The sequence below is a fragment of the Streptomyces sp. NPDC032745 genome, assembly GCF_055579465.1.
Genome location: NZ_JBVING010000002.1, coordinates 630,886 through 652,923, shown reverse-complemented (window position 1 = coordinate 652,923; position 22,038 = coordinate 630,886). Strand labels below are relative to the sequence as shown.

The 22,038-nt window shown below is 72.9% G+C and carries 21 protein-coding genes; 6 read left to right on the top strand and 15 right to left on the bottom strand.

The features are described from left to right. Positions 1 to 4 precede the first annotated feature (4 nt). The 3 genes from ACZ5WG_RS07155 to ACZ5WG_RS07145 all read right to left on the bottom strand — a co-directional run bounded on the left by ACZ5WG_RS07155 (position 5) and on the right by ACZ5WG_RS07145 (position 4,201). Positions 5 to 1,468, bottom strand: a complete 1,464-nt coding sequence (locus tag ACZ5WG_RS07155; protein ID WP_468721266.1) for a GNAT family N-acetyltransferase — start codon at positions 1,466 to 1,468, stop codon at positions 5 to 7. Positions 1,469 to 1,647: 179 nt separating this feature from the next. Next, entirely contained in the window at positions 1,648 to 3,243 is a 1,596-nt protein-coding gene (locus ACZ5WG_RS07150; protein WP_468721265.1) for an alkaline phosphatase D family protein, read from the bottom strand. 106 nt (positions 3,244 to 3,349) lie between these two features. Beyond that, the gene (locus ACZ5WG_RS07145) at positions 3,350 to 4,201 is read right to left on the bottom strand and encodes an alpha/beta fold hydrolase (protein ID WP_468721263.1); all 852 of its coding nucleotides are present in this window, start codon (positions 4,199 to 4,201) and stop codon (positions 3,350 to 3,352) included. A 332-nt stretch (positions 4,202 to 4,533) separates the two neighbouring features. On the opposite strand from ACZ5WG_RS07145, the gene ACZ5WG_RS07140 reads away from it, so the two are divergent. Beyond that, positions 4,534 to 5,295, top strand: a complete 762-nt coding sequence (locus tag ACZ5WG_RS07140; RefSeq protein WP_468721262.1) for a GntR family transcriptional regulator — start codon at positions 4,534 to 4,536, stop codon at positions 5,293 to 5,295. Between the two features lie 228 nt (positions 5,296 to 5,523). Here the strand turns inward: ACZ5WG_RS07140 and ACZ5WG_RS07135 are convergent, their stop codons facing one another. The 3 genes from ACZ5WG_RS07135 to ACZ5WG_RS07125 all read right to left on the bottom strand — a co-directional run bounded on the left by ACZ5WG_RS07135 (position 5,524) and on the right by ACZ5WG_RS07125 (position 8,627). Further along, complete coding sequence (locus ACZ5WG_RS07135; RefSeq protein ID WP_468721260.1) at positions 5,524 to 6,681, bottom strand: ROK family transcriptional regulator; 1,158 nt, start codon at positions 6,679 to 6,681, stop codon at positions 5,524 to 5,526. Positions 6,682 to 6,796: 115 nt separating this feature from the next. Then, entirely contained in the window at positions 6,797 to 7,447 is a 651-nt protein-coding gene (locus ACZ5WG_RS07130; protein WP_468721258.1) for a response regulator transcription factor, read from the bottom strand. A gap of 4 nt (positions 7,448 to 7,451) precedes the next feature. Continuing rightward, entirely contained in the window at positions 7,452 to 8,627 is a 1,176-nt protein-coding gene (locus ACZ5WG_RS07125) for a sensor histidine kinase (RefSeq protein ID WP_468721257.1), read from the bottom strand. Between the two features lie 108 nt (positions 8,628 to 8,735). On the opposite strand from ACZ5WG_RS07125, the gene ACZ5WG_RS07120 reads away from it, so the two are divergent. The 3 genes from ACZ5WG_RS07120 to ACZ5WG_RS07110 are packed head-to-tail and all read left to right on the top strand — an operon-like array spanning position 8,736 to position 10,897. After that, positions 8,736 to 9,647 carry an ABC transporter ATP-binding protein gene (locus ACZ5WG_RS07120; RefSeq protein ID WP_468721256.1) on the top strand — a complete coding sequence of 304 codons (912 nt, stop codon included), beginning with the start codon at positions 8,736 to 8,738 and terminating at the stop codon, positions 9,645 to 9,647. A 25-nt stretch (positions 9,648 to 9,672) separates the two neighbouring features. Next, on the top strand, positions 9,673 to 10,422 hold the full coding sequence (locus tag ACZ5WG_RS07115; RefSeq protein ID WP_468721255.1) for an ABC transporter permease: 750 nt from the start codon (positions 9,673 to 9,675) through the stop codon (positions 10,420 to 10,422). 40 nt (positions 10,423 to 10,462) lie between these two features. Beyond that, complete coding sequence (locus ACZ5WG_RS07110; RefSeq protein ID WP_468721253.1) at positions 10,463 to 10,897, top strand: hypothetical protein; 435 nt, start codon at positions 10,463 to 10,465, stop codon at positions 10,895 to 10,897. Between the two features lie 223 nt (positions 10,898 to 11,120). On the opposite strand, the gene mug is transcribed toward ACZ5WG_RS07110, so the two are convergent. The 5 genes from mug to ACZ5WG_RS07085 all read right to left on the bottom strand — a co-directional run bounded on the left by mug (position 11,121) and on the right by ACZ5WG_RS07085 (position 16,388). Continuing rightward, on the bottom strand, positions 11,121 to 11,663 hold the full coding sequence (mug, locus tag ACZ5WG_RS07105) for a G/U mismatch-specific DNA glycosylase (protein ID WP_468721473.1): 543 nt from the start codon (positions 11,661 to 11,663) through the stop codon (positions 11,121 to 11,123). Next, positions 11,660 to 13,093, bottom strand: coding sequence for an adenylosuccinate lyase (purB, locus tag ACZ5WG_RS07100; protein WP_468721251.1), 1,434 nt, complete (start codon positions 13,091 to 13,093; stop codon positions 11,660 to 11,662). The genes mug and purB overlap by 4 nt, the downstream gene beginning before the upstream one ends. Positions 13,094 to 13,164: 71 nt before the next feature. Then, complete coding sequence (locus ACZ5WG_RS07095; protein WP_468721250.1) at positions 13,165 to 13,956, bottom strand: SGNH/GDSL hydrolase family protein; 792 nt, start codon at positions 13,954 to 13,956, stop codon at positions 13,165 to 13,167. 69 nt (positions 13,957 to 14,025) lie between these two features. After that, positions 14,026 to 15,051 (bottom strand): hemolysin family protein, encoded by a 1,026-nt coding sequence (locus ACZ5WG_RS07090; protein ID WP_468721248.1) that lies wholly within the window; start codon positions 15,049 to 15,051, stop codon positions 14,026 to 14,028. Continuing rightward, on the bottom strand, positions 15,048 to 16,388 hold the full coding sequence (locus tag ACZ5WG_RS07085; protein ID WP_468721247.1) for a hemolysin family protein: 1,341 nt from the start codon (positions 16,386 to 16,388) through the stop codon (positions 15,048 to 15,050). The genes ACZ5WG_RS07090 and ACZ5WG_RS07085 overlap by 4 nt, the downstream gene beginning before the upstream one ends. Positions 16,389 to 16,584: 196 nt before the next feature. On the opposite strand from ACZ5WG_RS07085, the gene ACZ5WG_RS07080 reads away from it, so the two are divergent. Further along, a complete protein-coding gene (locus tag ACZ5WG_RS07080; protein WP_468721246.1) occupies positions 16,585 to 17,010 on the top strand; it encodes a GNAT family N-acetyltransferase in 426 nt (141 codons plus the stop codon). 43 nt (positions 17,011 to 17,053) lie between these two features. Here ACZ5WG_RS07080 and ACZ5WG_RS07075 read toward each other — a convergent pair whose 3' ends face one another. Next, positions 17,054 to 17,719 carry a class I SAM-dependent methyltransferase gene (locus tag ACZ5WG_RS07075; protein WP_468721245.1) on the bottom strand — a complete coding sequence of 222 codons (666 nt, stop codon included), beginning with the start codon at positions 17,717 to 17,719 and terminating at the stop codon, positions 17,054 to 17,056. Between the two features lie 248 nt (positions 17,720 to 17,967). Between ACZ5WG_RS07075 and ACZ5WG_RS07070 the strand changes: the two genes are divergently transcribed. Then, on the top strand, positions 17,968 to 18,591 hold the full coding sequence (locus ACZ5WG_RS07070) for a hypothetical protein (protein WP_468721244.1): 624 nt from the start codon (positions 17,968 to 17,970) through the stop codon (positions 18,589 to 18,591). Between the two features lie 67 nt (positions 18,592 to 18,658). On the opposite strand, the gene bioD is transcribed toward ACZ5WG_RS07070, so the two are convergent. The 3 genes from bioD to bioB are packed head-to-tail and all read right to left on the bottom strand — an operon-like array spanning position 18,659 to position 21,939. Next, complete coding sequence (gene bioD / locus ACZ5WG_RS07065; RefSeq protein WP_468721242.1) at positions 18,659 to 19,378, bottom strand: dethiobiotin synthase; 720 nt, start codon at positions 19,376 to 19,378, stop codon at positions 18,659 to 18,661. Between the two features lies 1 nt (position 19,379). Further along, positions 19,380 to 20,693, bottom strand: coding sequence for an adenosylmethionine--8-amino-7-oxononanoate transaminase (locus tag ACZ5WG_RS07060; protein ID WP_468721241.1), 1,314 nt, complete (start codon positions 20,691 to 20,693; stop codon positions 19,380 to 19,382). After that, entirely contained in the window at positions 20,686 to 21,939 is a 1,254-nt protein-coding gene (gene bioB / locus ACZ5WG_RS07055) for a biotin synthase BioB (RefSeq protein ID WP_468721240.1), read from the bottom strand. The genes ACZ5WG_RS07060 and bioB overlap by 8 nt, the downstream gene beginning before the upstream one ends. Positions 21,940 to 22,038 lie beyond the last annotated feature (99 nt).

The window sequence follows — 22,038 nt, the reverse complement described above, 5'->3', positions numbered from 1 at the left end:
GGGTTCAGTGGGAGTGGTTCTGTTGCCCGTACGGGTGCTGCGCGCGGGGCAGTTCGTAGGGGACCCGGGAGACGACCGGCGTGGCGTCCAGCCGGGCCGTGATCACCAGGGTGCCCTCCTCGATCTGGTAGTCGAGCGGGAGGCCGAGGCCGCGCATGGCCGCGACCATGCCGGTGTTGGCGGCCTGGGTGACGGCGTACACGCTGTCGCAGCCGGTCTCGACGGCCATCGCGATCAGGCGGCGCAGCAGCTCGGAGCCGATGCCGCGGCGCTGCCAGTCGTCCTCGATCAGGAGCGCGACCTCGGTCTCGTCCCCGTCCCACAGCAGGTGGCCGAGGGCGACGAGCTTGCCGGAGGCGGTGGTGGCGGCGAGGGTGCGGCCGAAGCGGGGGCTCAGCAGGTGGCCGAGGTAGCGGTCGGCGTCGGCGACGGGCCCGTGGTAGCGCAGGCCCAGGGTGCGCTCGGAGCAGCGGTCGTGCATCGCGCGGGCGGCGGCGCGGTCGGCCCCGTCGGCGCGGCGCACGGTGATCTCGTTGCCCTCGGGCAGGGTCAGCACGTCCTGGCTGCGCGGGACGCGCGGGCCGAGCCGGGTGTCGAGCTCGACGAGGGCGCGGGCCCGGGCGAACTCGGTCGGGGTGAAGGGCAGGTAGGGGCGCTCCACGGTGATGGCACCGCCCGAGGGGTCGCGCAGGCGCATCGCCGTCGACTCCAGGACGCCCTCGACCGGGGCGTGGGCGGCCGCGTTGGGGCGGCCGGAGAGGGTGGTGGCCGGGATCGAGTGGATGGTGCAGCGGCCGAGCAGCTGGCGCAGCGCGAGGGGCAGCTCGGCGGCGTCTAGGGCGGTGCGGGTGGCCAGGCCCAGGACGCGGGTCGGGGTGTCGACCAGGTCGTGCGCGTCGGCGCGCTCGATCCAGGTGCTGTGGCCGCCGGCGCCGGCGATGGCGCGGGTGAGGTCGGCGGCGGCCAGCTGCTGCGGGGAGCGCAGCAGGAACTCGTCGACGGTGCCGCCCTCGGGGAGCGGGTGGGTCTGCAGGGTCAGGATGTCGACGCCGTGCTGGGCGAGTGCGGTGCACACGGCGGCGAGGCTGCCGGGCTCGTCCCGTACGGTCGTCCGCATCCGCCACAGGGAGGCGGTGGCGCCGGTCGCGGTCTCCGGTGCGGACTCCGGCGCGGACCCGGACTGCGCCCCGACCCGGACCGCGCCGGGGGCGGTATCGGACGGTGCCGTACTGAGCGGCGGCGGCGCATGGCTGTGGCGGCGTGCCCACCAGGTGTGGAACGCCGCGGTGACCAGGAGCGCGACGGCCGAGGCGACGAGCAGGATCGGGCCCTTCGGGCCGTGCACGACGAGATTGGCGATGCCGTCGGCGACCGCGACGGCGCAGAACAGTGCGGCCAGTTCGACGATGTCGCGGCGCCAGTGGTGACGGTGGTGGCGGTGTGCGGCGGTGTGGATGCGTTCAGTCATGCATGCCACTGTGGCGCAGGGGTGTTGCGTGATCACGAACGATCTGTGACCGACTGGTTAAGTATCCGTCTGGTCGATTTCGCCCTGTTTTCCGGCGGGATTGAGGGATCGCGGGAGCCGGGATCGCGGGAGCCGGGATCGCGGGAGCCGGGATCGCGCCGGCCCCCGCGCCTGCAGTCCTACTGGCCCACGCGCCCGGGCCGGAGCGTCGTGGTGAAGAGTACGCCGCCGCCCTGGCGGCGCAACCGGACGGTGAGCTCCCCGCTCTCGCCGTCGATGTCGACCTCCCCGTAGTAAGGGGGGTTCTCGGACGGTGACATGTTGGCGAGCGGGGCCGACTGGACGTACGCGGTCTCGGGCCCGAAGGTGGCGTCCAGCTTGCCGGCGGGGAACCCGCCCGCACCGACGGGGCCGGAGACGAACTCCCAGAACGGCGCGAAGTCGGTGAAGGCGGCCCGCTCGGGGGCGTAGTGATTCGCAGCCGTGTAGTGGACATCGGCGGTGAGCCAGAGGGTGCCCGTGATGCGCTGGTGCTTGATGTGGCGCAGGAGTTCGGCGATCTGCAGCTCGCGGCCGAGCGGGGCGCCCGGGTCGCCCTGGGCGACGGCCTCGAAGTTCATGGTCCCGTCGGGTACGACGATGCCCAGCGGCATGTCGGCGGCGATGACCTTCCAGGTGGCGCGGGAGCGCGACAGCTCGCGCTTGATCCAGGCCAGCTGCTCTTGGCCGAGGATGCCGATCGGGTCCACGGTCTGGCGGCCGGGGGAGTTGGCGTCGCGGTAGGTGCGCATGTCGAGGACGAAGACGTCGAGCAGCGGCCCGTACCGCATCACCCGGTACATCCGGCCCTCGGCGCGGCCGCCGCGGAGGTCGGTGACGGGGAAGTACTCGCCGAAGGCCTGGCGGGCGCGGCCGGCGAGCGTGTCGACGTCCCGCACGGCGTAGCGGGGGTCGTCGATCACCTGGCCGGGGTACCAGTTGTTGCGCACCTCGTGGTCGTCCCACTGGGCGAGGACCGGCACCTGGGCGTTGAAGTCGCGCAGGTTGCGATCGAGCAGGTTGTAGCGGAAGTTCCCGCGGAACTCGTCGAGGGTCTCGGCGACCTTCGCCTTCTCCTGGGTGGTGATGTTGCGCCAGATGCTGCCGTCGCGCAGCGGGACGGCGGCCTGGATCGGCCCGTCGGCGTAGATCGTGTCCCCGCTGAAGAGGAAGAAGTCGGGGTCGCGCTGCCGCATCTCGTCGAAGACGCGGTAGCCGCCGAGGTCCGGGTTGATGCCCCAGCCCTGGCCCGCGAGGTCCCCCGACCACAGGAAGCGCACGTCGTGTCGGCGGGAGACCGGGGTGGTCCGGAAGGTGCCGCGGACCGGCTCGCCGGTGCGGCGCGGGTCGTCGGGGTCGGCCAGGACCACCCGGTAGTGGATCTGCTGCCCGGGCGGGAGGTCGCGCAGGGTGGTGGTGCCGGTGAAGTCGGTGGCGGGGCCCAGGAACGGACCGCCGTGGCGCCGGACGCCGTAGCGGAACGACTCGCTCGGGGAGGTCTCGACGTACATCCGGGCCGGCCGGTCGGAGCGCGTCCAGACGCTGGCCGAGTGCGCGGTGATCTCACCGGACTGGGTGCCCCACGGCGCGCTCGGGCGCCCGGAGCGGGTGAACGCCGCAGCGGTGGTGGGCGCGGCGAGCGCGGGCGCGGCCAGCGCGCCGGACAGGGCGAGGCCAACCGGCACGGCGAGTGAACCGCCGAGCAGGGACCGTCGGGAGTGCGGAATCGGTGCCATCGGAGCGTCTCCAGGGGCCGGCGGGGACGGGTCGGACCAGTGTGCCGCTGCACACCGGCCCGCCCGCGTCGCGCAACCGAACCGTGGATGAACAGCCGTCAGCCGCTCAGCCCACCTGGCTGGTTGTGGCCCGCACAGTGTCCAGAACCACACGGGAGACCAGAGCCGGGTCGTCGTTCATCGGGACGTGACCGCATCCGCGGAGCCGGATCAGCCGGGCGTCGGGCACCGCGCGCTTGGCGCGTACGCCCTGGCGCGGCAGGAGCAGCCGGTCGCGGGAGCCCCAGGCGATGGTGACCGGCAGGCCGGGCACGTCCGAGGTGAACCGTACGGAGCGGCCCGCGGCCAGGGTCTCGTCGAAGCCGGTGGCCTCGCGCAGGGCGAGCGTCTCGGCGACCACGGCCTCCGGTGAACGGCGGGCCGGGTGGGCGTAGATGGTGCCGGTCAGCGCGGCCCGGCCGGCGGCGCTGCGCGCGAGACGCTCCAGGGTGGAGTGGGGCAGCGTGAGCGCGCCGACGCGCATCGCGCGGAGGGTGGCGAACGCGTACTTGCGTTCGGTCTCGGTCCAGAAACCGGCGGGCGAGAGCGCGGTGACCGAGCGGACCAGGTTGCTGCGGCCCATCTCGAGCGCGAGGAGGCCGCCGAGGGAGTTGCCGACGACGTGCGGGCGCTCGACGCCGAGGGCCGAGCAGAGCGCGCCGAGTGCGGGGACGAAGGTTCCCAGGTCGTACGGAACCCCCTCAGGCAGGGGCGCCGAGACGCCGAAGCCGGGCAGGTCGACGGCGATCACGTCGTGCTCGGCGGCCAGGATGTCGATCACCGGGTGCCAGGCCTGGAGGTGGTGGCCGATGCCGTGCAGCAGGAGAAGGGGCGCGCCGGCGCCCTTGCGCTCGTAGGCGACGGTGGTGGTGCGGGGGCCCAGCGGCGATTCGATCGGGAAGGAGACCGTGGCGGTCATGCTGCTCCTCGTCGGGTGGACGCGTGTGAGACAGGCTGTCAGTAATGACTAAGGCCATGATTACCGCCCGGTAGCCCGATGCGACAAGCCTCCGGTGCGTGTCGGCGTATCTGTCGGCGTGCGTGTCGGCGTGAGTGCCGGAGCGAGCGAGAACATCGCATGAACGGCTTGATACGTATGCCCGATCTGCCCGGTAAAGGGGTGAGGATTGGTCTTGACCAAGGGGGTGTGCCGTCCTATCGTCGCAGGGATAGTGCAGGAACCTTTAATAAACAAAGGCGCGGAACTGCCGCTGGAACACGGCGATTGCAGCGATGGCAGGAGGAGTCAGGGTGGGGACCACGCAGCTCGAAACGGTGCCGGAGCCGAAGTACTGGCACCTCAAGACCGTCCTCAGCGAGGCGCTCGACCGCGACTTCTCCGTAGGCGAGGTCCTGCCGAACGAGCGTGACCTCGCCGCCCGCTTCGGAGTCGCCCGGGCGACCCTGCGGCAGGCCCTGGAGCAGCTCGAACTCGAAGGCCGCCTGCAGCGCCGCCGCGGCGTCGGCACCACCGTCGCCCCGCCGCGGGTCGGCGTGGCCGTCGGCAGCACGGGGCACAACTGGCCCGGCGAGAGCGCCGACGGCTGGGAGATCGTGGACGTGGCCGAGGCCATCCTGCCGTCCGCCGCCGTCCTGAAGCTCCTCGGCGCCGCCGGCGACCAGCCCGTGCACACCGTGCGCCGGACCCGGGTCTCCCACGGCCAGGCCGTCGCCGCCGAGCTGCTGTACGTGCCGGCCGCCTCCGTGCCCGGCCTCTCCGCCATCGACGCCCCGGCCGGACCCGCCCGGGCCCGCGCCGTGCTGCGCGAGCTCCAGCGGCTCGCCCTGGACGGCCAGGACCGCTCGGTGGAACTCGGCTCGGCGCGTGCCGACGACGCCAAGGAACTGGACCGGCTGCCGGGCGCCCCGGTGCTCGTGGTCACCACCCGCTACTTCACCGCCGCGGGAACGGCCGCCGTCTCGGTCGCCACGTACCGCGCGGACACCTGCCGCCTGACCTTCGGCGACACGGGAGACGTGGAGATCACCCACGAAGCCCGCGTCGCCTCCTGACCCCCGCGTCCCCGAACGGCCCTGCCCCGGCACCAACCGGAACAGGGCCGTTCGGCGTTCCCGGACGACCGCATGTGCGGCCCGCGGCGGTGGGCCGGGACATCTCCAGGCGCCTGCCGCCGGAGCCGCCCGCACCGCGCCCGGCGCCGGACCGGTGGCCCGGGCGGCCAGGCCTGCGGAGGCACAGTGCCCTCCTGGCGGCGGCCGCGGAAGCCTGCCGGGCCGCGGTCAGCGGCGGCGGGTCGTGACCGTCTTCTCCACCGCGAAGAGCTCTTCCTCCACGTGGTCCAGCGCCAGGCGCAGGGCTCCGGTGGCCACCGCGGCCTCGCCGAGCAGGGACTGCGCCACGCGCGGCGGGCGCAGGCAGTAGCGCTCCAGCTCCCGGCGCAGGGGATCCAGCACCCCGTTCAGGCCGGCCGCCCACCCGCCGACCACGACCAGCTCCGGATCCATGGCCAGCACCAGCGCCGCCACATCGTGCACCAGCCGCTGGATGAAGCGCTCCACCGCGGCCACGGCCTGCTCGTCGCCCCGCTTGGCCATGGCGAACACCTCGGCCACCGCCTGCTCGTCCAGCGGATGCAGCGGTTCACCGGTCGTGGACAGCAGCTTCTCGGGCGTGACGTCGCGGCCCAGCAGGTGCAGCGCGCCGATCTCTCCTGCCGCCCCGCCGAACCCGCGGTGCAGTCGGCCCCCGATCAGGGAACCCGCCCCCGGGCTGAGCCCCGCCATCACGAACACCATGTCGTCGGTGTCCTGCGCGGCGCCCTTCCAGTGCTCGGCGACCGCGGCCGCATTGGCGTCGTTCTCCACCTGTACCGGACAGCGGAACGAGCGCCGCAGCCGCTCGCCGAGCGGCAGCCCGGTCCAGCCGGGCAGGGCCGTGCCGAGGCGTACGGTGCCGTCCGCCTCCACGATGCCGGGGCTGCCGACGCCGACCGCCCGGAGGGAGTCCCGCGGTACGCCGGCCCGCCGCAGCAGATCGGCCACAGCCGCCCGCACCCGCTCGAGCCGCTCGTCGGCGGACGCCGTCTCGGCGACATCCTTGGTGCCGGCGCCGATCACCCGCCCGTCCAGCCCGGACAGCAGCACCGCAACCCGGTGCGCCCCGATCTCGATGCCGAGGAGGTGCCCCGCCTCGGCCCGGAACCGGTAGCGCCTGGCGGGCCGCCCCTGGCGCCGCGCACCCTCCTCCGCGCCCGCCTCGACGACGAGCCCGGTCCCGATCAGCCCTTCGACCACGCCTTCGACGGTCGGCCGGGACAGCCCGGTCACCCGGGTGAGGTCGGTGAGCGTCGGCGATTGGGCCGCGCGCAGCGCACGCAGCACCACGGCCGAATTGATCCGCCGGAGCAGAGAGGGATCCCCGCCGGTCAGCTGCCCCAACGTGTGTCCTCCCAGCTAGCGAGCTTGTCTGCCGGATGGTACTGCGCCCCCGGGGCCGGGGCGAGAACCAGCCCCCCATCGGCCGGAACCGGCTGTTCCCTTAAGGCCGGGCGACTCACGCCGGGGCGACGAATCCCGACTCGTACGCGGCGATCACGGCCTGGGTCCGGTCCCGTGCCCCCAGCTTGCCCAGAATCGCGCTCACATGGGATTTCACCGTCTCCGTGCCGACGATCAGTTCGCGGGCGATCTCGACGTTCGTCAGCCCTCGGGCCATCAGCCGCAGTACCGCCTCCTCCCGCTCGGTCAGCGCAGCGCGCTCCAGCGCCGCCCGCGCCTGCCGGTTCCCGTACTCCGCTGCGAGGGCCCGCACGGCCGCGGGGAACAGCAGCGTCTCGCCCTCCGCCACGAGCCGTACCGCGTGCACGATCTCGGAGGGACGGGCCCGCTTCAGCAGGAACCCGTCCGCCCCGGCCCGCAGGGCCTGGTACACGTACTCGTCGTTCTCGAAGGTGGTCACCACGAGGATCTTCGGCGGGGAGTCCACGGTCCGCAGCACCGCCCGGGTCGCCTCGATCCCGTCGAGCAGCGGCATCCGCACGTCCATCGCCACCACGTCCGGCCTCAGCTGCCGGACGAGCGGGACGACGGAGGCCCCGTCGGCCGCCTCACCCACCACTTCGATGTCGGGCTGGGCATCCAGGACGGCACGCAGACCCGCACGCACCAGGGGTTCGTCATCGACGAGCAGAACGGTAACCGGCATCCGGTCAGCGTATTCGCTCCAGCGGAAGCCGAGCGCGCACTCTCCAACCGCCCTCGAACGGCCCGGTCTCGGCCTCCCCGCCGAGGAGTGCGGCCCGCTCCCGCATGCCCCGCAGCCCGCTCCCGCCGCCGGCCGTGACGGTGGGCCCCTCAGGAAGCGGGTTCGTGACCTCCATGTCCAGCCTCCCGACGGCCAGCTCCACCCGGACCCGCACCGGCACCGGACCGCAGTGCCGCAGCACGTTCGTGAGCGCCTCCTGCAGGATGCGGTAACCCTCCCGGGTGACCGGGCCCGGCAACTGCTCCAGCCGCCCGGTCAGTTGCGCGTCCACCTCCGCCCCCGAGGCGCGGGCCGACTCCAGCAGCCGGTCGGCCTCAGCCAGCGTCGGCCGCTGCGAGACGGGCTGCGGCGACTCCCGCAGGATCAGCAGGACCCGTTCCAGATCCTCCAGCGCCGCCCGGCCCGTCTCCTCGATCGCGCCCAGAGCCCGGTCGGTGAACTCCGGGTCGCCGGCGGCCCGGGCCGCCCCCGCCTGCACCACGGCCACCGTCAGGGCGTGCCCGATCGAGTCGTGCAACTCCCGCGCGATGCGGGTCCGCTCCAACAGCTGCTCGGTGCGGGCCTCCAGGGCGGTGAGCCGCTCGGCGGCCGAAGGCCCCAGCAACCGGCGCGCGACCGAGGTGACCAGCTCGCCCAGCAGCACCACGGTGACGATGAGAAGGACCAGAGGCACCGGAACGAGGAGTGCGGCGGCCCAACGCGGAGGAGCGAAGGGGATCATGAGGTCCGAGTCGAGCGGGTGTCCGAGCGCCGCCGCGATCAGTTCGACCGTCATCACCGGGAGACACACGGTCGCGGCCATGGCGGCGAGCGCGATGACGAGGCGTGTCTCGAGCCACAGCAGCGTCCGCCACCGGTCGCCCCACCGCGCCGACGGCGCGGCACAGATGCCGCTGTCGGGGTTGCCGCGGTCGTACGGCGTGAGCAGGAACTGCGCCTGCAGCCCCTCCGCCAGCCGCACCCACGGCACCAGGCCGAACGGTATGACGATGACCAACGGCATCCACGGCCACGCAGGCTTTATGAACATCCACAGGGCCAGCAGCAGCATGGGCACGCACAGATGCAACCAGCGTGAGTAGGTCACCGGTTGGAGCGGGGCACGGAGCAGTCGGAACATGCCCCCATCGTGGCAGTGCGTGGCCCGGGCGCGTCTCCCCCACGTGGGGGAGACGGCACCCTCGCACGGGGGAGGGAAGGGGGTGGGCCGGGCGGCGAGTCTTGAGCCATGAACAGCATCGAGATCCGGGAACTGACCAAGGAATACGGCCGCAACCGGGCCGTGGACCACCTCACCTTCGACGTACTGCCCGGCCGGGTCACCGGATTCCTCGGCCCCAACGGAGCCGGGAAGTCCACCACGATGCGGCTGCTGCTGGGCCTGGACAGGGTCACCTCGGGGACGGCCACCATCGGCGGCGCGCGGTTCACCGATTTCCCCGAACCGCTCCACCGGGTCGGCGCGCTCCTGGACGCACAGGCAGCCCACGGCGGGCGCACCGCCCGGGACCACCTGCGCCTCCTCGCCGCCGCCAACCGCATCTCCGTGCGCCGGGTCGACGAGGTACTGGAGCAGGCAGGCATCGCCCCGGCGGCCGGGCGGCGGATCAAGACCTTCTCGCTCGGCATGCGTCAACGCCTCGGGATCGCCGCCGCGCTGCTGGGCGATCCCGAGGTGCTGCTGCTGGACGAGCCGGCCAACGGCCTCGACCCCGAAGGCATCATCTGGATCCGCGAGCTGATGCGGAGCCTCGCGGCCGAGGGCCGCACGGTGCTCGTTTCGAGTCATCTGATGTCCGAGACCGCGGCGCTCGCCGACCACCTGGTCGTGCTCGGTCGGGGCAGGCTGCTCGCCGACTCCTCCATGGAGGAGTTCATCGAAGCGCGCAGCACCCCGAAGGTGCGCCTGCGCACCTCCGACCCGGTCCGGCTACGGGCGGCCCTGGCCCGGGACGGCTTCGAAATGGCGACAGCCGACGACGGGCGCTGGACCGTGAACGGCATACGGGCCGAGCAGGTCGGCGGCATGGCAGCCCGTGAGGGCATCCCCGTGCTGGAACTCTCCGACGAACGCGCCTCACTGGAGGAGGCCTACCTCGACCTCACTGCCGACCACGCCCAGTTCGCCGCCACCCACTGACTTCCCCTGACTCAGGAGGCTCGCCATGAGCACTGCTCTGCCCACAGTCCCCGTCATGCGCTCGGAATGGATCAAGATACGGTCCCTGCGCGGCACATTCGGGTCGCTGATCGCCGTCTTCGCCGCGACGGTGGGGATCCAGCTGCTGGCAGCCGCGGCGACAGGCCAGGCCGAAGCCGGCAGCATGGGGGACGATCCGCTCCTCGGGGCCTTCTACGGCATCAACTTCGGCCAGATAGCGGCCTTCGCGTTCGGGGCGAGCGCGCTGTCCGCCGAGTTCCACAACGGCGCCTTGCGCATCTCGCTGACCGCGGTGGCGAACCGTACCCGCTTCTACCTGTCGAAGATCGCAGTCGTGGGCGCACTCGCCTTCATCGTCGGCCAGGTCACGGGCCTCCTCACCTTCGTCCTGGGTCAGGCGCCGATGGGCCGGTACGCGCTTTCGCTGGGCGATCCGGGCGTCCTGCGCGCCGTGTTCGGCAGCGGTGTGTACCTCATGCTCATGACCCTGCTCGCGGCCGGGCTGACTGCGGTGCTGCGCAGTGCGGCGGTCGTGCTGAGTGTGCTCATACCCTTCGTCGTCATGGCTCCGTTCATCATCGGCCAGGCTGCCGGCGGTGCGGCCGAGTTCCTGCCGGACCAGGCGGGGCAGCTCGTCATGCACCTGGACTCCGCCGGTCGCCTCGGCCCCTGGAGCGGCCTCGGGGTGCTGGCGCTGTGGGCGCTGACCGCGGTGGCCGGCGGCTGGACGGCGGTGCGCCGGCGGGATGCGTGACGCCGAGCCAGTTGTCAGTGGGTCCCGGGATACTGACGGCATGACCACGGCAGAGCATCTCGACACGATCGACCGGCTCCGGACGCGTGACTTCCCCGAAGTCCGGGGCAGGTCCGAAGTGGGCACCAGCGGGCCCGGCTACCACCTCGCCGAGCTGGGCGGGAGCCGGTGGTACGGGGACGAGGACGCGGCCGACCGCCTGGCACACGAGGACCAGGTATCCGCCGAGTACGAGGCCCTGAGCCAGCGGCTGGAGGAGCGGTGGGGGAAGCCCGACCGGTTCACGCTCGACAGCCTGAAGCTGCGGGCGGAGTCCGGGGAGGTGGCGCAGCCGTGGCAGGAGATCGGGGACACGAGCGACCACCTGCACCTGTGGCGGGCCGGGGACCGCTGGGTCGCCGTCTACGAGGCCCGGTGGGGGGCCGACCACTCACCGCAGCTGATGGCCGCGGTGACCGTGATCGACCCGCCATAGATCGTGTCGCCAAAGTACCTCCCCCAGCTACCGCTGGGAGGTGCCCCCAGGCCGGCGGGGCCCGGCACGCACGGTCGCCGCGTGTCGTCGGTCACCGGCATCCCCCGGCTACCGCTGGGAGGTGCCCCCACCGTGCCGCTTCCCTCCTCCGCCTTGCGACCGCACGCACCAGGCCCTGTCGGCCCCGCCCTTCGGGAGGCCGACGCCCCTTCGACGACAGTCCCTACGGGATTGCCTCGGCGGCCACGCGAAGGCGGGCGTACTCCTGGGCCATGGACTCCGCCGTCCAGTGGGCGTTGAGGCCGCTGGGGTTGGGGAGCGCCCAGATGCGGGTGGAGCCGATGGTCCGGTCCTGGGGGCCGATCTGGGCCTTCCGCTCGCCGAAAGCCGTGCGGTAGGCGGTGACCCCGACGACCGCCAGCCATTGCGGGCGCAGTTGTTCCACCTTGGCGGTCAGGATGCGGCCGCCCTCGCGGAACTCCTCGGCGCTCAGCTCGTCGGCCCGGGCCGTGGCACGGGCGACGACGTTGGTGATGCCGAGCCGGTAGGTCAGCAGCTCCTCCTGCTCCGCCGGGGCGAAGCGGCGCGGGGTGAAGCCCGACAGGTGCAGGACGGGCCAGAAGCGGTTGCCGGGGCGGGCGAAGTGATGGCCCGTCGCGGCGGAGAGGAGACCCGGGTTGATCCCGCAGAACAGCACGCGCAGACCGCCCGCGACCACGTCCGGGATGACGCGGTCACGGGCGGCGCTCAGCTCCTCGGGAGTCAGAGGATCGACCCCGGCGCGTACCCGGCGGCCTCCGGGTGCTGCTTGGCGATCGCCTCGATACGGGAGACCACCGCGGCGACCTGGTCACCGGCGGCGCCCGTGAAGGACAGCTTGTCGGCCATCAGGGCGTCGAGCTGGGCCCGGTCCAGCGGCATCCGCTCGTCGGCGGCCAGCTTGTCCAGCAGCTCGTTGCGCTCGGCACCCTGCTCGCGCATGGCGAGCGCGGAGGCCACCGCGTGCTCCTTGATGACCTCGTGGGCGGCCTCGCGGCCGACACCCGCCCGCACCGCGCCCATGAGGACCTTGGTGGTCGCGAGGAACGGCAGGTAGCGGTCCAGCTCGCGGGCCACGACCGCCGGGAAGGCGCCGAACTCGTCGAGGACCGTCAGGAAGGTCTCCAGCAGGCCGTCGAACGCGAAGAACGCGTCGGGCAGCGCCACCCGGCGGACCACGGAGCAGGACACGTCGCCCTCGTTCCACTGGTCGCCGGCCAGCTCGCCGGTCATCGAGGCGTAGCCGCGCAGGATGACCATCAGGCCGTTGACGCGCTCGCAGGAGCGGGTGTTCATCTTGTGCGGCATCGCGGAGGAGCCGACCTGGCCCGGCTTGAAGCCCTCGGTGACCAGCTCGTGGCCGGCCATCAGGCGGATCGTCTTCGCGATCGACGAGGGGGCGGCGGCCAGCTGGACCAGGGCCGTGACCACGTCGTAGTCGAGCGAGCGCGGGTAGACCTGGCCGACCGAGGTGAAGGCCTGGGCGAAGCCGAGGTGGGCGGCGATCCGCTGCTCCAGGTCGGCGAGCTTGGCGGCGTCGCCGCCGAGCAGGTCGAGCATGTCCTGGGCGGTGCCGACCGGGCCCTTGATCCCGCGCAGCGGGTAGCGGCCCAGCAGGTTCTCCAGGCGGTCGTAGGCGACCAGCAGCTCGTCGGCCGCGGTGGCGAAGCGCTTGCCCAGGGTCGTCGCCTGTGCGGCGACGTTGTGGGAGCGGCCGGCCATGACCAGCTCGGCGTGCTCGCCGGCCAGTTTGCCGAGACGGGCGAGGACGGCGACCGTGCGGTCGCGGGCCAGCTCCAGCGAGAGCCGGATCTGCAGCTGCTCGACGTTCTCGGTGAGGTCGCGGGAGGTCATGCCCTTGTGGACGTGCTCGTGGCCGGCGAGGGCGTTGAACTCCTCGATGCGGGCCTTCACGTCGTGCCGGGTGACCTTCTCGCGCTCGGCGATGGAGGCGAGGTCGACCGTCTCCAGGACACGCTCGTAGTCGGCGAGGGCGGCGTCCGGGACGTCGATGCCGAGGTCCTTCTGGGCGCGGAGCACGGCGAGCCACAGCCGCCGCTCCAGCGTCACCTTGTACTCGGGGGACCACAGGACGGCGAGCTCCGCGGAGGCGTAGCGGCCGGCCAGGACATTGGGGATGCGGGGCTTGGCTGTCACGTGTAGGGATTCTACTTGGGCCGCAGCTGTGCGTTTACGCAGGTCGCGACCCCGCCCCGGATTGTGCCTTGCTACGAGAGCCGCTCGCCCGCGGCCGCCTCGTACGGCAGCAGCTCCGGGCGCTTGGCCGGGCGGCCGTCCCCCGAGGAGCGGCCCGTCAGCCGGCGGCCGACCCAGGGCAGCAGGTGCTGCCGCGCGAAGCTCAGGTCCTGGGAGCGGCGCAGGGCCCAGCCCGGGGGCACCGCGGGCGGGAGCTCGGCGCGCCAGTCCTGCTCGGGAGGCAGTCCCAGCGTCTGCCATACCGCTTCCGCCACCCGGCGGTGGCCCTCGGCCGTCAGGTGCAGCCGGTCCACGTCCCACATGCGGGGGTCGGCCAGCACGCCGGCCCCGTACAGGTCCACGACCAGGGCCCCGTGTCGGGCGGCCAGCTCTTCGATGACGGCGAAGAGCTCCTCCATGCGCGGCCGGAAGCGGTCCATCACCGGCCCGTTGCGCCCCGGGGAGCGCATGAGCACCAGCGTTTTGCACGTGGGCGCCAGCAGCCCCACGGCCTCCTCCAGGTGCCCGCGCACCCGGCCCATGTCGACCTTCGGCCGCAGGGCGTCGTTCAGGCCTCCCACCAGGGTCACCACATCGGCGCGCATCGCCGCCGCGACCGGGGCCTGGTCCTCGGCGATCTGCCCGATCAGCTTCCCGCGGACCGCGAGGTTCGCGTACCGGAAGCCGGGCTCGCGCGCCGCGAGGCGGGCGGCCAGCAGATCGGCCCAGCCCCGGTACGAGCCGTTGGGCAGCAGGTCTGACATGCCCTCGGTGAAGGAGTCACCGACCGCGACGAAACTGGTGTAAGGCGCATTCATCTCCATGGCGCAGCGATGTTACCGCGTGGTACCCCGGACCCGGAGAGCCGGGGCACCACCGCGGTGGCAGCCGCGTCAGGCGGAGGCCGGCCTGCCGAACAGCTCGCGCAGCACGTCCTCCATCGTGACCAGGCCCGTCATCGCCCCGCCCGAGCCCATGACCGCCGCCAGGTGCGTCCGGCTGCGCCGCATCGCGGTCAGCACGTCGTCCAACGGGGTCTCGGCCCGCACCTGGGCGATCGGGCGCAGCACGGACACCGCGAACGGCTGGTCCCGCTCCGGTCCGTCCGCGTCCAGGGCGTCCTTGACGTGCAGGTATCCGAGGATCTTGGCCTGGGCGCCGATCACCGGGAAGCGGGAGTACCCGGACTCGGCCGACAGCCGCTCGAGTCCGGCGGGCGTGATGCCCTCCCGGGCCACCACGACCGCGTCCAGCGGCAGCACCACATCGGTGACCGGCCGCCGGCCCAGCTCGAGGGCGTCGTGCAGCCGCTCGCTCGCCCGGTCGTCGATCAGCCCCGCCTCGCTGGAGTCCCGCACGATCCGCGCCAGCTCGTCGTCCGAGAAGGTCGCCGAGACCTCGTCCTTCACGTCCACCCGCAGCAGCCGCAGCAGGAGGTTGGCGAAGGCGTTGATCGCGAAGATCACCGGCTTCAGTGCCCGGGCCAGGGTCACCAGCGGCGGGCCGAGCAGCAGCGCGGTGCGCACCGGCTCGGACAGGGCCACGTTCTTCGGCAGCATCTCGCCGAAGAGCATGTGCAGGTACGTCGCCAGCGCCAGCGCCACCACGAACGAGATCGCGTGCGTCAGCCCGGACGGCACCCCGAACAGTTCGAACAGCGGGGTCAGCAGGTGTGCGATGGCCGGCTCGGCCACCACACCCAGGACCAGGGTGCACAGCGTGATGCCGAGCTGCGCCGCCGCCATCAGCGCCGACACGTGCTCCAGGCCCCACAGCACTGCGCGGGCCCGCCGGTCGCCCTGCTCGGCGTACGGCTCGATCTGGCTGCGCCGCACCGAGATCAGCGCGAACTCGGCGCCGACGAAGAAGGCGTTGACGACCAGGGTCGCCAGGCCGATCAGCAGTTGGAGCACCGTCATCGCGCTCCCTCCCCACCCTTGTCCTGAGACGGCTCGACGGGCGCGTGCAGCAGCACCCGCGCCGCCCGCCGGCCGCTGGCGTCCACCACGTCGATCCGCCAGCCGCCCAGCTCCATGCTGTCGCCGACGGCCGGGATACGGCCCAGCTCGGTCGCTATCAGCCCGGCCAGCGTCTCGTACGGGCCGTCCGGCACGCGCAGTCCGATCCGCTCCAGCTGGTCGGTGCGCGCGGCGCCGTCGGCGGAGTAGAGGCGGCGCCCGGCGGCGTCCGTACCGGCCGGGGCCAGGTCCGCGGTCTCGTGCGGGTCGTGCTCGTCGCGCACCTCGCCGACGACCTCCTCGACGATGTCCTCGAGGGTGACCACGCCGGCCGTGCCGCCGTACTCGTCGATCACCACGGCCATCGTCTGGCGGCCGGACAGCAGGTCCAGCAACCGGTCCACGGTGAGCGACTCCGGCACCAGCAGCGGTTGGCGCAGCAGCTGGGAGACGGGCCGGCGGTGCCGTTCCTCGGCGTGCAGCGCGAGCACGTCCTTGATGTGGACCGTGCCGACGACGGTGTCGAGGCTGCCCCGGTAGACCGGGAAGCGGGACAGGCCGGTCGCCAGCGTCGCGTTCGCCACGTCCTCGGCGGTGGTCTGCACGTCGAGGGCGGTGACCTGGACGCGCGGGGTCATGACGTTCTCCGCGGTCAGGTCGGCCAGGTTCAGGGTCCGCACGAACAGCTCGGCGGTGTCCTTCTCCAGCGCGCCCGCCTTGGCGGAGTGCCTGGCCAGCGCCACCAGCTCCTGCGGGGTGCGCGCGGAGGCCAGTTCCTCGGCCGGTTCCATGCCGAACCGGCGGACCATGTGGTTCGCCGTGCTGTTCAGATGGCTGATGAACGGCCGGAAGGAGCGGCTGAAGATCCGCTGCATGGTGGCCACCCGCTTGGCGATGGCCAGCGGGGAGGAGATCGCCCAGTTCTTGGGCACCAGCTCGCCGACGACCATCAGGACGACGGTCGACAGCACCGTGCCGAGGATCAGGGCGGTGGAGGAGGCGGCGCCGGCCGACAGTCCCATGGCCTCGAAGGGGCCCTGGAGCAGAGCGGCGATCGACGGCTTGGAGATCATGCCGATGACCAGGCCGGTCACGGTGATGCCGAGCTGGGCGCCGGAAAGCTGGAACGTCAGGCTGCGCACGGCCGCCAGGGCGCTCTCGGCCCCGCGCTCGCCGCGCTCGACGGCTTGGTCGAGCTCGCTGCGCTCGACGGTGGTCAGCGAGAACTCGGCCGCGACGAAGACTCCGCAGGCAAGGCAGAGCAGCAGCGCCACGAGGAGCAGGAGCACTTCGGTCATCGGTCGGTCACCTCCGTTCCATGATCAGCCAGGAGGAGGTCTATCGCGCGGTGTCGGGTACTGGGGGGCTCGCCCATGGGCGGACGCTCACACCTTTCGATCAGGTCGGTCGGCTTGCCGTCCACAAGGGTAAAGGACGGGCAAAGAGATCGGATCATTCATTTGGCGGAGCGCACCCGGATGATGGGATCCGGACATGAGCGATCTTCACATCGGTCCTGCGTCGGTCACCGATCTGACCGCCGTGCTCGACTTCTGGAAGACCGCTGCCGAGGGAACGAGTATCAGTGACGACCTCGCCGGGGTCGAGCAGCTCCACGCCCGCGATCCGCACGCCCTGCTGCTCGCCCGGCGCGAAGGCGAACTGGTCGGCACCGTGATCGCCGGCTTCGACGGCTGGCGCTGCCACCTCTACCGGCTCGCGGTCCATCCGGCACACCGCCGCCAGGGCATCGGATCGGCGCTGCTCGCCGCCGCGGAGGAGCGCTTCGAGGCGCTCGGCGGACGGCGCGCGGACGCGATGGTGCTGGACCGCAACGAGCGGGCGCACGGGGCGTGGGACGCGGCCGGGTACCACCGCCAGGACGCCTGGACACGCTGGGTCAAGCCGCTGGGCGGCTGAGGCCCGGCCGCCCGGGCCGGGCCCGCCGGGCGCCGGACACCCCCTACCCGCGACCGCGGCGGGCCGAACCGATCACGCAGTACGAGGTGGGGAACGCCGGTCCGCGCTCGGGCAGCCGGAAACTGCGGTACGAGACGACCCGGAAGCCGGCGGCCTCGATCGCAGCGGCCGGATCCCGGGAGGTGTGGCACCCGCCGAAGAGGTGGGGCCACACGGTCCGGTCCAGCGTGCGCTGGACGGCGGCCATGCCGCGGCCGGGCGCCCGGCCGTGCTCGAAGAAGCGGAGCTCGGCGTCGGGGCGCAGCACCCGGTGGAGCTCCGCGAGCGAGCGGGGCAGGTCCCGTACGGTGCACAGCACGAGGGAGGCGACGGCGGCGTCGAAGGCCTCGCTCTTGACCGGGAGGGCCTCGGCGACACCCGGCACGACGTCGACGGGCACCTCGGCGCGCAGGGCGGCGTCGGCCGCGAGCCGGCGCAGTCTCCGTTCCGGTTCGATGGCGACGACCTCGGAGACGGCGCGTGGGTAGTGGGCGAAGTTGAGGCCGTTGCCGGCGCCGATCTCGATGACCCGGCCGGACACCCCGTGCAGGAGCTCGCCGCGGAGGGCGGCGACACCTCCACGGGAGTCGGCGGTGGTGCTGAACCGGGCGTAGAACCGGGCGAAGAGCGGGTGGTCGACGGAGTCCGGGTCTCGGTGCGGTGTGGCCATGGCGGGCCTCCGGGGCGGGTGTCGGCGGGTGCGGTTGCCCTGCCGGGCTGTGTTCCCCGTCCGGGCGGCCCGCAAAACCGGCGCCGGCGGGCGCGGGACCGCCTGCCGCGGCCCCGCCGTGGTGCGCGTCGGGGACGACAATCCGCATGCGGATTGAGTACGCCTACTCAGGAGCCCGGGACCTGCGGTGGGGACAATCGGGGGATCCGCCCCGCCCGTTGGGGCAGCCCAGGGAAAGTGGAGACCCAGTGACATCCCGTACCACCCCCGTCGGCGCCGTGCTGCTCGCCGCAGGACTGCTCGCACTGACCGCCTGCGGCACCACGGTGGCCGGGAGCGGCGCGGCCGCGGACCCGTCCCCGGTGCCGTCAACCGGCCAGACCCCGGACTACGCCGCCCAGGCGGCCGCCGCGGTGGCCCGCCACGACAAGCTCTTCCCCGAGGTGGCCGAGCTGTGCGAGGGCGAGGCGAGTGCGGCCCCGGCAGGGTCGGCCACGCCGGGTGAACTGCCCACGGACCCCGCGGCGCGCAAGTACGCGGAGAACCACGCGTACAAGAACGAGGCCACGCTCACGCCCGCGACCAAGTGCCGCGGCGACGCGCACGCCGCGCGCATCAAGAAGGCGCTGGACGGCTCCGACGGGAAGGGCGCACCGAAGTCGACGCAGGAGCTCAGCGGGCTCCTGACCGCGATGGGCTACAAGCCGGAGACCGGAGACGTGTACGCATCGAGCACGGGCAACCTCTCCTTCGTCCTGTCGATTCCGGAGAGCGGGCCGTGTGTGACGGGCCATTTGGCACCGCCGATGAGCGTGAAGGCCCACGGGGTCTACATGGAGGGCGGCTGCAAAGAGCCCCGCGGCGGCCACTGAACGCACCGCGGACACGAGCCCGGCGGGCCGGGTGGCGCCGCCGGGCCGATGGGGTCCAAGTCCGGGATCAGGGCTGCCAGGTCGTCAGGAACGACTCCGGGGACCAGGTGCCCGCGAGGGCGGGGGACAGCCAGGTGGGGGCCGCCGTACGGAAGGACTCCGGGGACAGGGACCCCGAGGCCTCCGGGACGGCGCCCAGCAGCGGGAGCCCCGAGGACGACGGGAGATCCGCCAGGTTGCAGCGGCAGGCCAGGTCCGGCTCGGCCGGCCAGCTGCCGATCACCACGCCCATGGCCTCCAGCTCCCGGGCCCGGAGGGCCTCGGCCGTCAGGGTCGTGGAGTTGAGGGTGCCGAGGGCCGCCGGGGCGACCACCAGCACCGGGGCGCCGAGGAGGCGGGCCGCATCGGCCAGCGTGTGGCCCGCCTCGTCGAAGCGGACCAGGAGGCCGCCCGCGCCCTCCACCAGGACCAGGTCGTGGGACCGGGCGAGCCGGCTCGCCGCCTCCGCGACGGCGCTCGGCGAGACCGTGGGCAGGCCCGCGCGCCGGGCCGCCGTGCCGGGGGCCAACGGCTCCGGATAGCGGGCCAGTTCCACCGCCGTGACCGTGGGTCCGGCCAGGCGGACCGCTTCCGCCGCGTCGCCCGGCTCGGTCGCGTCCACGCCGGTCTGCGCGGGCTTGAGGACCGCCACCGAGCGGCCCGCCGCGACCGCGGCCGCAGCGATCGCCGACGTGACCACCGTCTTGCCGATCTCCGTGCCCGTGCCCGAGACCACGAGTACCGTCATGTCAGCCCTCCGCCGCCGCCGCGCACACCGCGCGGCAGATGCGGGCCACGTCGCCGTCGCCCGTGACGAACGGCGGCATCACGTAGATCAGGTCCCTGAACGGGCGCACCCACACGCCTTCGCGGACCGCCGCCCGCGTCGCCGCGGCCACGTCGACCTCGTGGGTCAGCTGGACCACGCCGATCGCGCCCAGGACGCGTACGTCCCGGACACCGGGCAGGTCCCGCGCCGGGGCAAGGCCCTCGACGAGACCCGCCTCGATGCGCTTGACCTCACGCTGCCAGTCCTGGCCGAGCAGCAGGTCGATCGAGGCCAGCGCCACCGCCGTGGCGAGCGGGTTGCCCATGAACGTCGGCCCGTGCGCGAGGACCGGGACGGCGCCCCGGGAGATCCCGTCCGCCACCCGCTCCGTGCACAAGGTGGCCGCCAGCGTGAGGTAGCCGCCGGTCAGGGACTTGCCGAGGCACATCACGTCCGGGGTCATCCCCGCGTGGTCCGCCGCGAACAGGGCGCCGGTGCGGCCGAAGCCCGTCGCGATCTCGTCCAGGATGAGCAGGACGTCGTACTCGTCGCACAGTTCGCGCAGCACCCGCAGGTAGCCCGGGTTGTGGAAGCGCATGCCGCCCGCGCCCTGGACCACCGGTTCCACGATCACCGCGGCCAGCTCGTCCGCATGCGCGGAGAGCAGGGAGCGCAGGTGGTCGACGTACGCGGGGTCCACGGGCGCGTCGAAGCCGCTCGGCGGCACGTCGGCGAACAACTGGCGCGGGAGGATCCCCGACCAGAGCTCGTGCATGCCGCCCTCGGGGTCGCAGACCGCCATCGGCGTCCACGTGTCCCCGTGGTAGCCGCCGCGCCAGGTCAGCAGCCTGGTCTTGCCGGTCCGGCCGATGGAACGCCAGTACTGGAGGCACATCTTCACCGCGACCTCGACCGAGACCGAGCCCGAGTCGGCGAGGAAGACGTGCTCCAGGCCGGGCGGGGTGATCTCGACCAGCCGGGAGGCCAGCCGGACGGCGGGCTCGTGGGTGAGCCCGCCGAACATCACGTGCGACATCCGGCCGAGCTGGTCGGTCACGGCCTCGTTCAGCACCGGGTGGTTGTAGCCGTGGATCGCCGACCACCAGGAGGACATGCCGTCGACCAGCTCGTCCTGTCCCTGGGAGGGCTCGGCCAGCCGCAGCCGGACGCCCGAGGCGGAGGAGACGACCAGCGGCTCCTGCCGCCCGGGCATGGGGCCGTACGGGTGCCAGACGTGCTGCCGGTCCAGCGCGAGCAGTTCCCCGGCCGGCATCGCGTGGTGCTGGTCAGGCATTGGGCGCGAGGTCCGTTCCCGCGCCCCGGCGGCGGACTGCCACCAGGTCCGAGCGGACCTCGCCCGCCGAAGCCTGAGCCGGCGCCTGCACCGACGTCTGCGCCGATGCCTGGGCCGCCGCCCGGGCCGGGACGGCCTCGTGCTCGTGGCCCGAGCAGCCGCCGCACGCCGAGCCGCAGCCCGCCTCGGCCGCCGACGAGCCGCACGGACCGTGGGCCGCGGCGGCCGTGGCCACCGCGTCCGCGCGGTGCGCCGGGAGGGTCGTCGTACCGGCGCCCTCCACCTCGAAGCCGGCGTCCGCGATCATGTCGAGGTCGGCCTGGCCGGCCTGGCCCTCACTGGTGAGGTAGTCGCCGAGGAAGATCGAGTTCACCAGCTGGAGCGCCAGCGGCTGCATGGTGCGCAGGTGCACCTCGCGCCCGCCCGCGAGCCGGACCTCGATGTCGGGGCAGACGAACCGCACCATCGCCAGGATCCGGAGGCAGCGCTGCGGGGTGAGGTTCCACTCCTTGGCCAGCGGGGTGCCCTCGAACGGGATCAGGAAGTTGACGGGCACCGAGTCCGGGTCCAGCTCGCGCAGCGAGAAGACGACGTCGACCAGGTCCTCGTCGCTCTCGCCCATGCCCGCGATGAGGCCGGAGCAGGCGGACAGGCCGGCCGCGTGCGCCTTCTGTACCGTGTCGACCCGGTCCGCGTAGGTATGGGTCTTGGTGATCTGGCCGTACGTGGCCTCGGACGTGTTGAGGTTGTGGTTGTAGGCGTCGGCGCCCGCGTCCTTCAGGCGCTCGGCCTGGCCGTCCGAGAGCAGGCCGAGGCATGCGCACACCTCGACGCCCTCGTTCTGCTCCTTGATCGCCTCGATCGTCTTGCCGACCCGCTCCACGTCGCGGTCCGTCGGCCCGCGCCCGCTCGCGACCAGGCACACGCGCTTGGCGCCGCCCGCCACACCGGCCGCGGCGGCCTGGGAGGCCTCCTCCGGCTTCAGCCACGTGTACTTGAGGATCTCCGCCTTCGATCCCAGCCGCTGGGAACAGTAGGAGCAGTCCTCCGGGCAGAGCCCGGACTTCAGGTTGACCAGGTAGTTCAGCTTGACCCGACGCCCGAACCACTGGCGGCGCACCTTGCCGGCCGCGGCCACCACGTCGAGCAGTTCGTCGTCAGAGGTCGCCAGTACGGCGAGCGCCTCTTCGCGGGTCGGCAGCTCGCGCCGCAGCCCCTTGTCCACCAGGGTGTTCAGCAGGTCCATGACGCCGATCCTGGACCACACGAGCACTCCCGGCCAAGGAGAGATCGCACAACATGGCCGGAACGGAGTGTGTGTATCGCCACACCTGGCACTCGGGTG

What these genes read in the sequence shown, in the direction of transcription:
- ACZ5WG_RS07090 (WP_468721248.1), bottom strand. Translation starts at nt 15,051, where the DNA reads ATGACGGTGCTCCAACTGCTGATCGGCCTGGCGACCCTGGTCGTCAAC.
- ACZ5WG_RS07125 (WP_468721257.1), bottom strand. Translation starts at nt 8,627, where the DNA reads ATGTTCCGACTGCTCCGTGCCCCGCTCCAACCGGTGACCTACTCACGC.
- ACZ5WG_RS07085 (WP_468721247.1), bottom strand. Translation starts at nt 16,388, where the DNA reads ATGACCGAAGTGCTCCTGCTCCTCGTGGCGCTGCTGCTCTGCCTTGCC.
- ACZ5WG_RS07145 (WP_468721263.1), bottom strand. Translation starts at nt 4,201, where the DNA reads ATGACCGCCACGGTCTCCTTCCCGATCGAATCGCCGCTGGGCCCCCGC.
- ACZ5WG_RS07110 (WP_468721253.1), top strand. Translation starts at nt 10,463, where the DNA reads ATGACCACGGCAGAGCATCTCGACACGATCGACCGGCTCCGGACGCGT.
- ACZ5WG_RS07060 (WP_468721241.1), bottom strand. Translation starts at nt 20,693, where the DNA reads ATGCCTGACCAGCACCACGCGATGCCGGCCGGGGAACTGCTCGCGCTG.
- bioD (WP_468721242.1), bottom strand. Translation starts at nt 19,378, where the DNA reads ATGACGGTACTCGTGGTCTCGGGCACGGGCACGGAGATCGGCAAGACG.
- ACZ5WG_RS07130 (WP_468721258.1), bottom strand. Translation starts at nt 7,447, where the DNA reads ATGCCGGTTACCGTTCTGCTCGTCGATGACGAACCCCTGGTGCGTGCG.
- ACZ5WG_RS07150 (WP_468721265.1), bottom strand. Translation starts at nt 3,243, where the DNA reads ATGGCACCGATTCCGCACTCCCGACGGTCCCTGCTCGGCGGTTCACTC.
- ACZ5WG_RS07075 (WP_468721245.1), bottom strand. Translation starts at nt 17,719, where the DNA reads ATGGCCACACCGCACCGAGACCCGGACTCCGTCGACCACCCGCTCTTC.
- bioB (WP_468721240.1), bottom strand. Translation starts at nt 21,939, where the DNA reads ATGGACCTGCTGAACACCCTGGTGGACAAGGGGCTGCGGCGCGAGCTG.
- ACZ5WG_RS07080 (WP_468721246.1), top strand. Translation starts at nt 16,585, where the DNA reads ATGAGCGATCTTCACATCGGTCCTGCGTCGGTCACCGATCTGACCGCC.
- ACZ5WG_RS07115 (WP_468721255.1), top strand. Translation starts at nt 9,673, where the DNA reads ATGAGCACTGCTCTGCCCACAGTCCCCGTCATGCGCTCGGAATGGATC.
- ACZ5WG_RS07120 (WP_468721256.1), top strand. Translation starts at nt 8,736, where the DNA reads ATGAACAGCATCGAGATCCGGGAACTGACCAAGGAATACGGCCGCAAC.
- ACZ5WG_RS07095 (WP_468721250.1), bottom strand. Translation starts at nt 13,956, where the DNA reads ATGGAGATGAATGCGCCTTACACCAGTTTCGTCGCGGTCGGTGACTCC.
- ACZ5WG_RS07155 (WP_468721266.1), bottom strand. Translation starts at nt 1,468, where the DNA reads ATGACTGAACGCATCCACACCGCCGCACACCGCCACCACCGTCACCAC.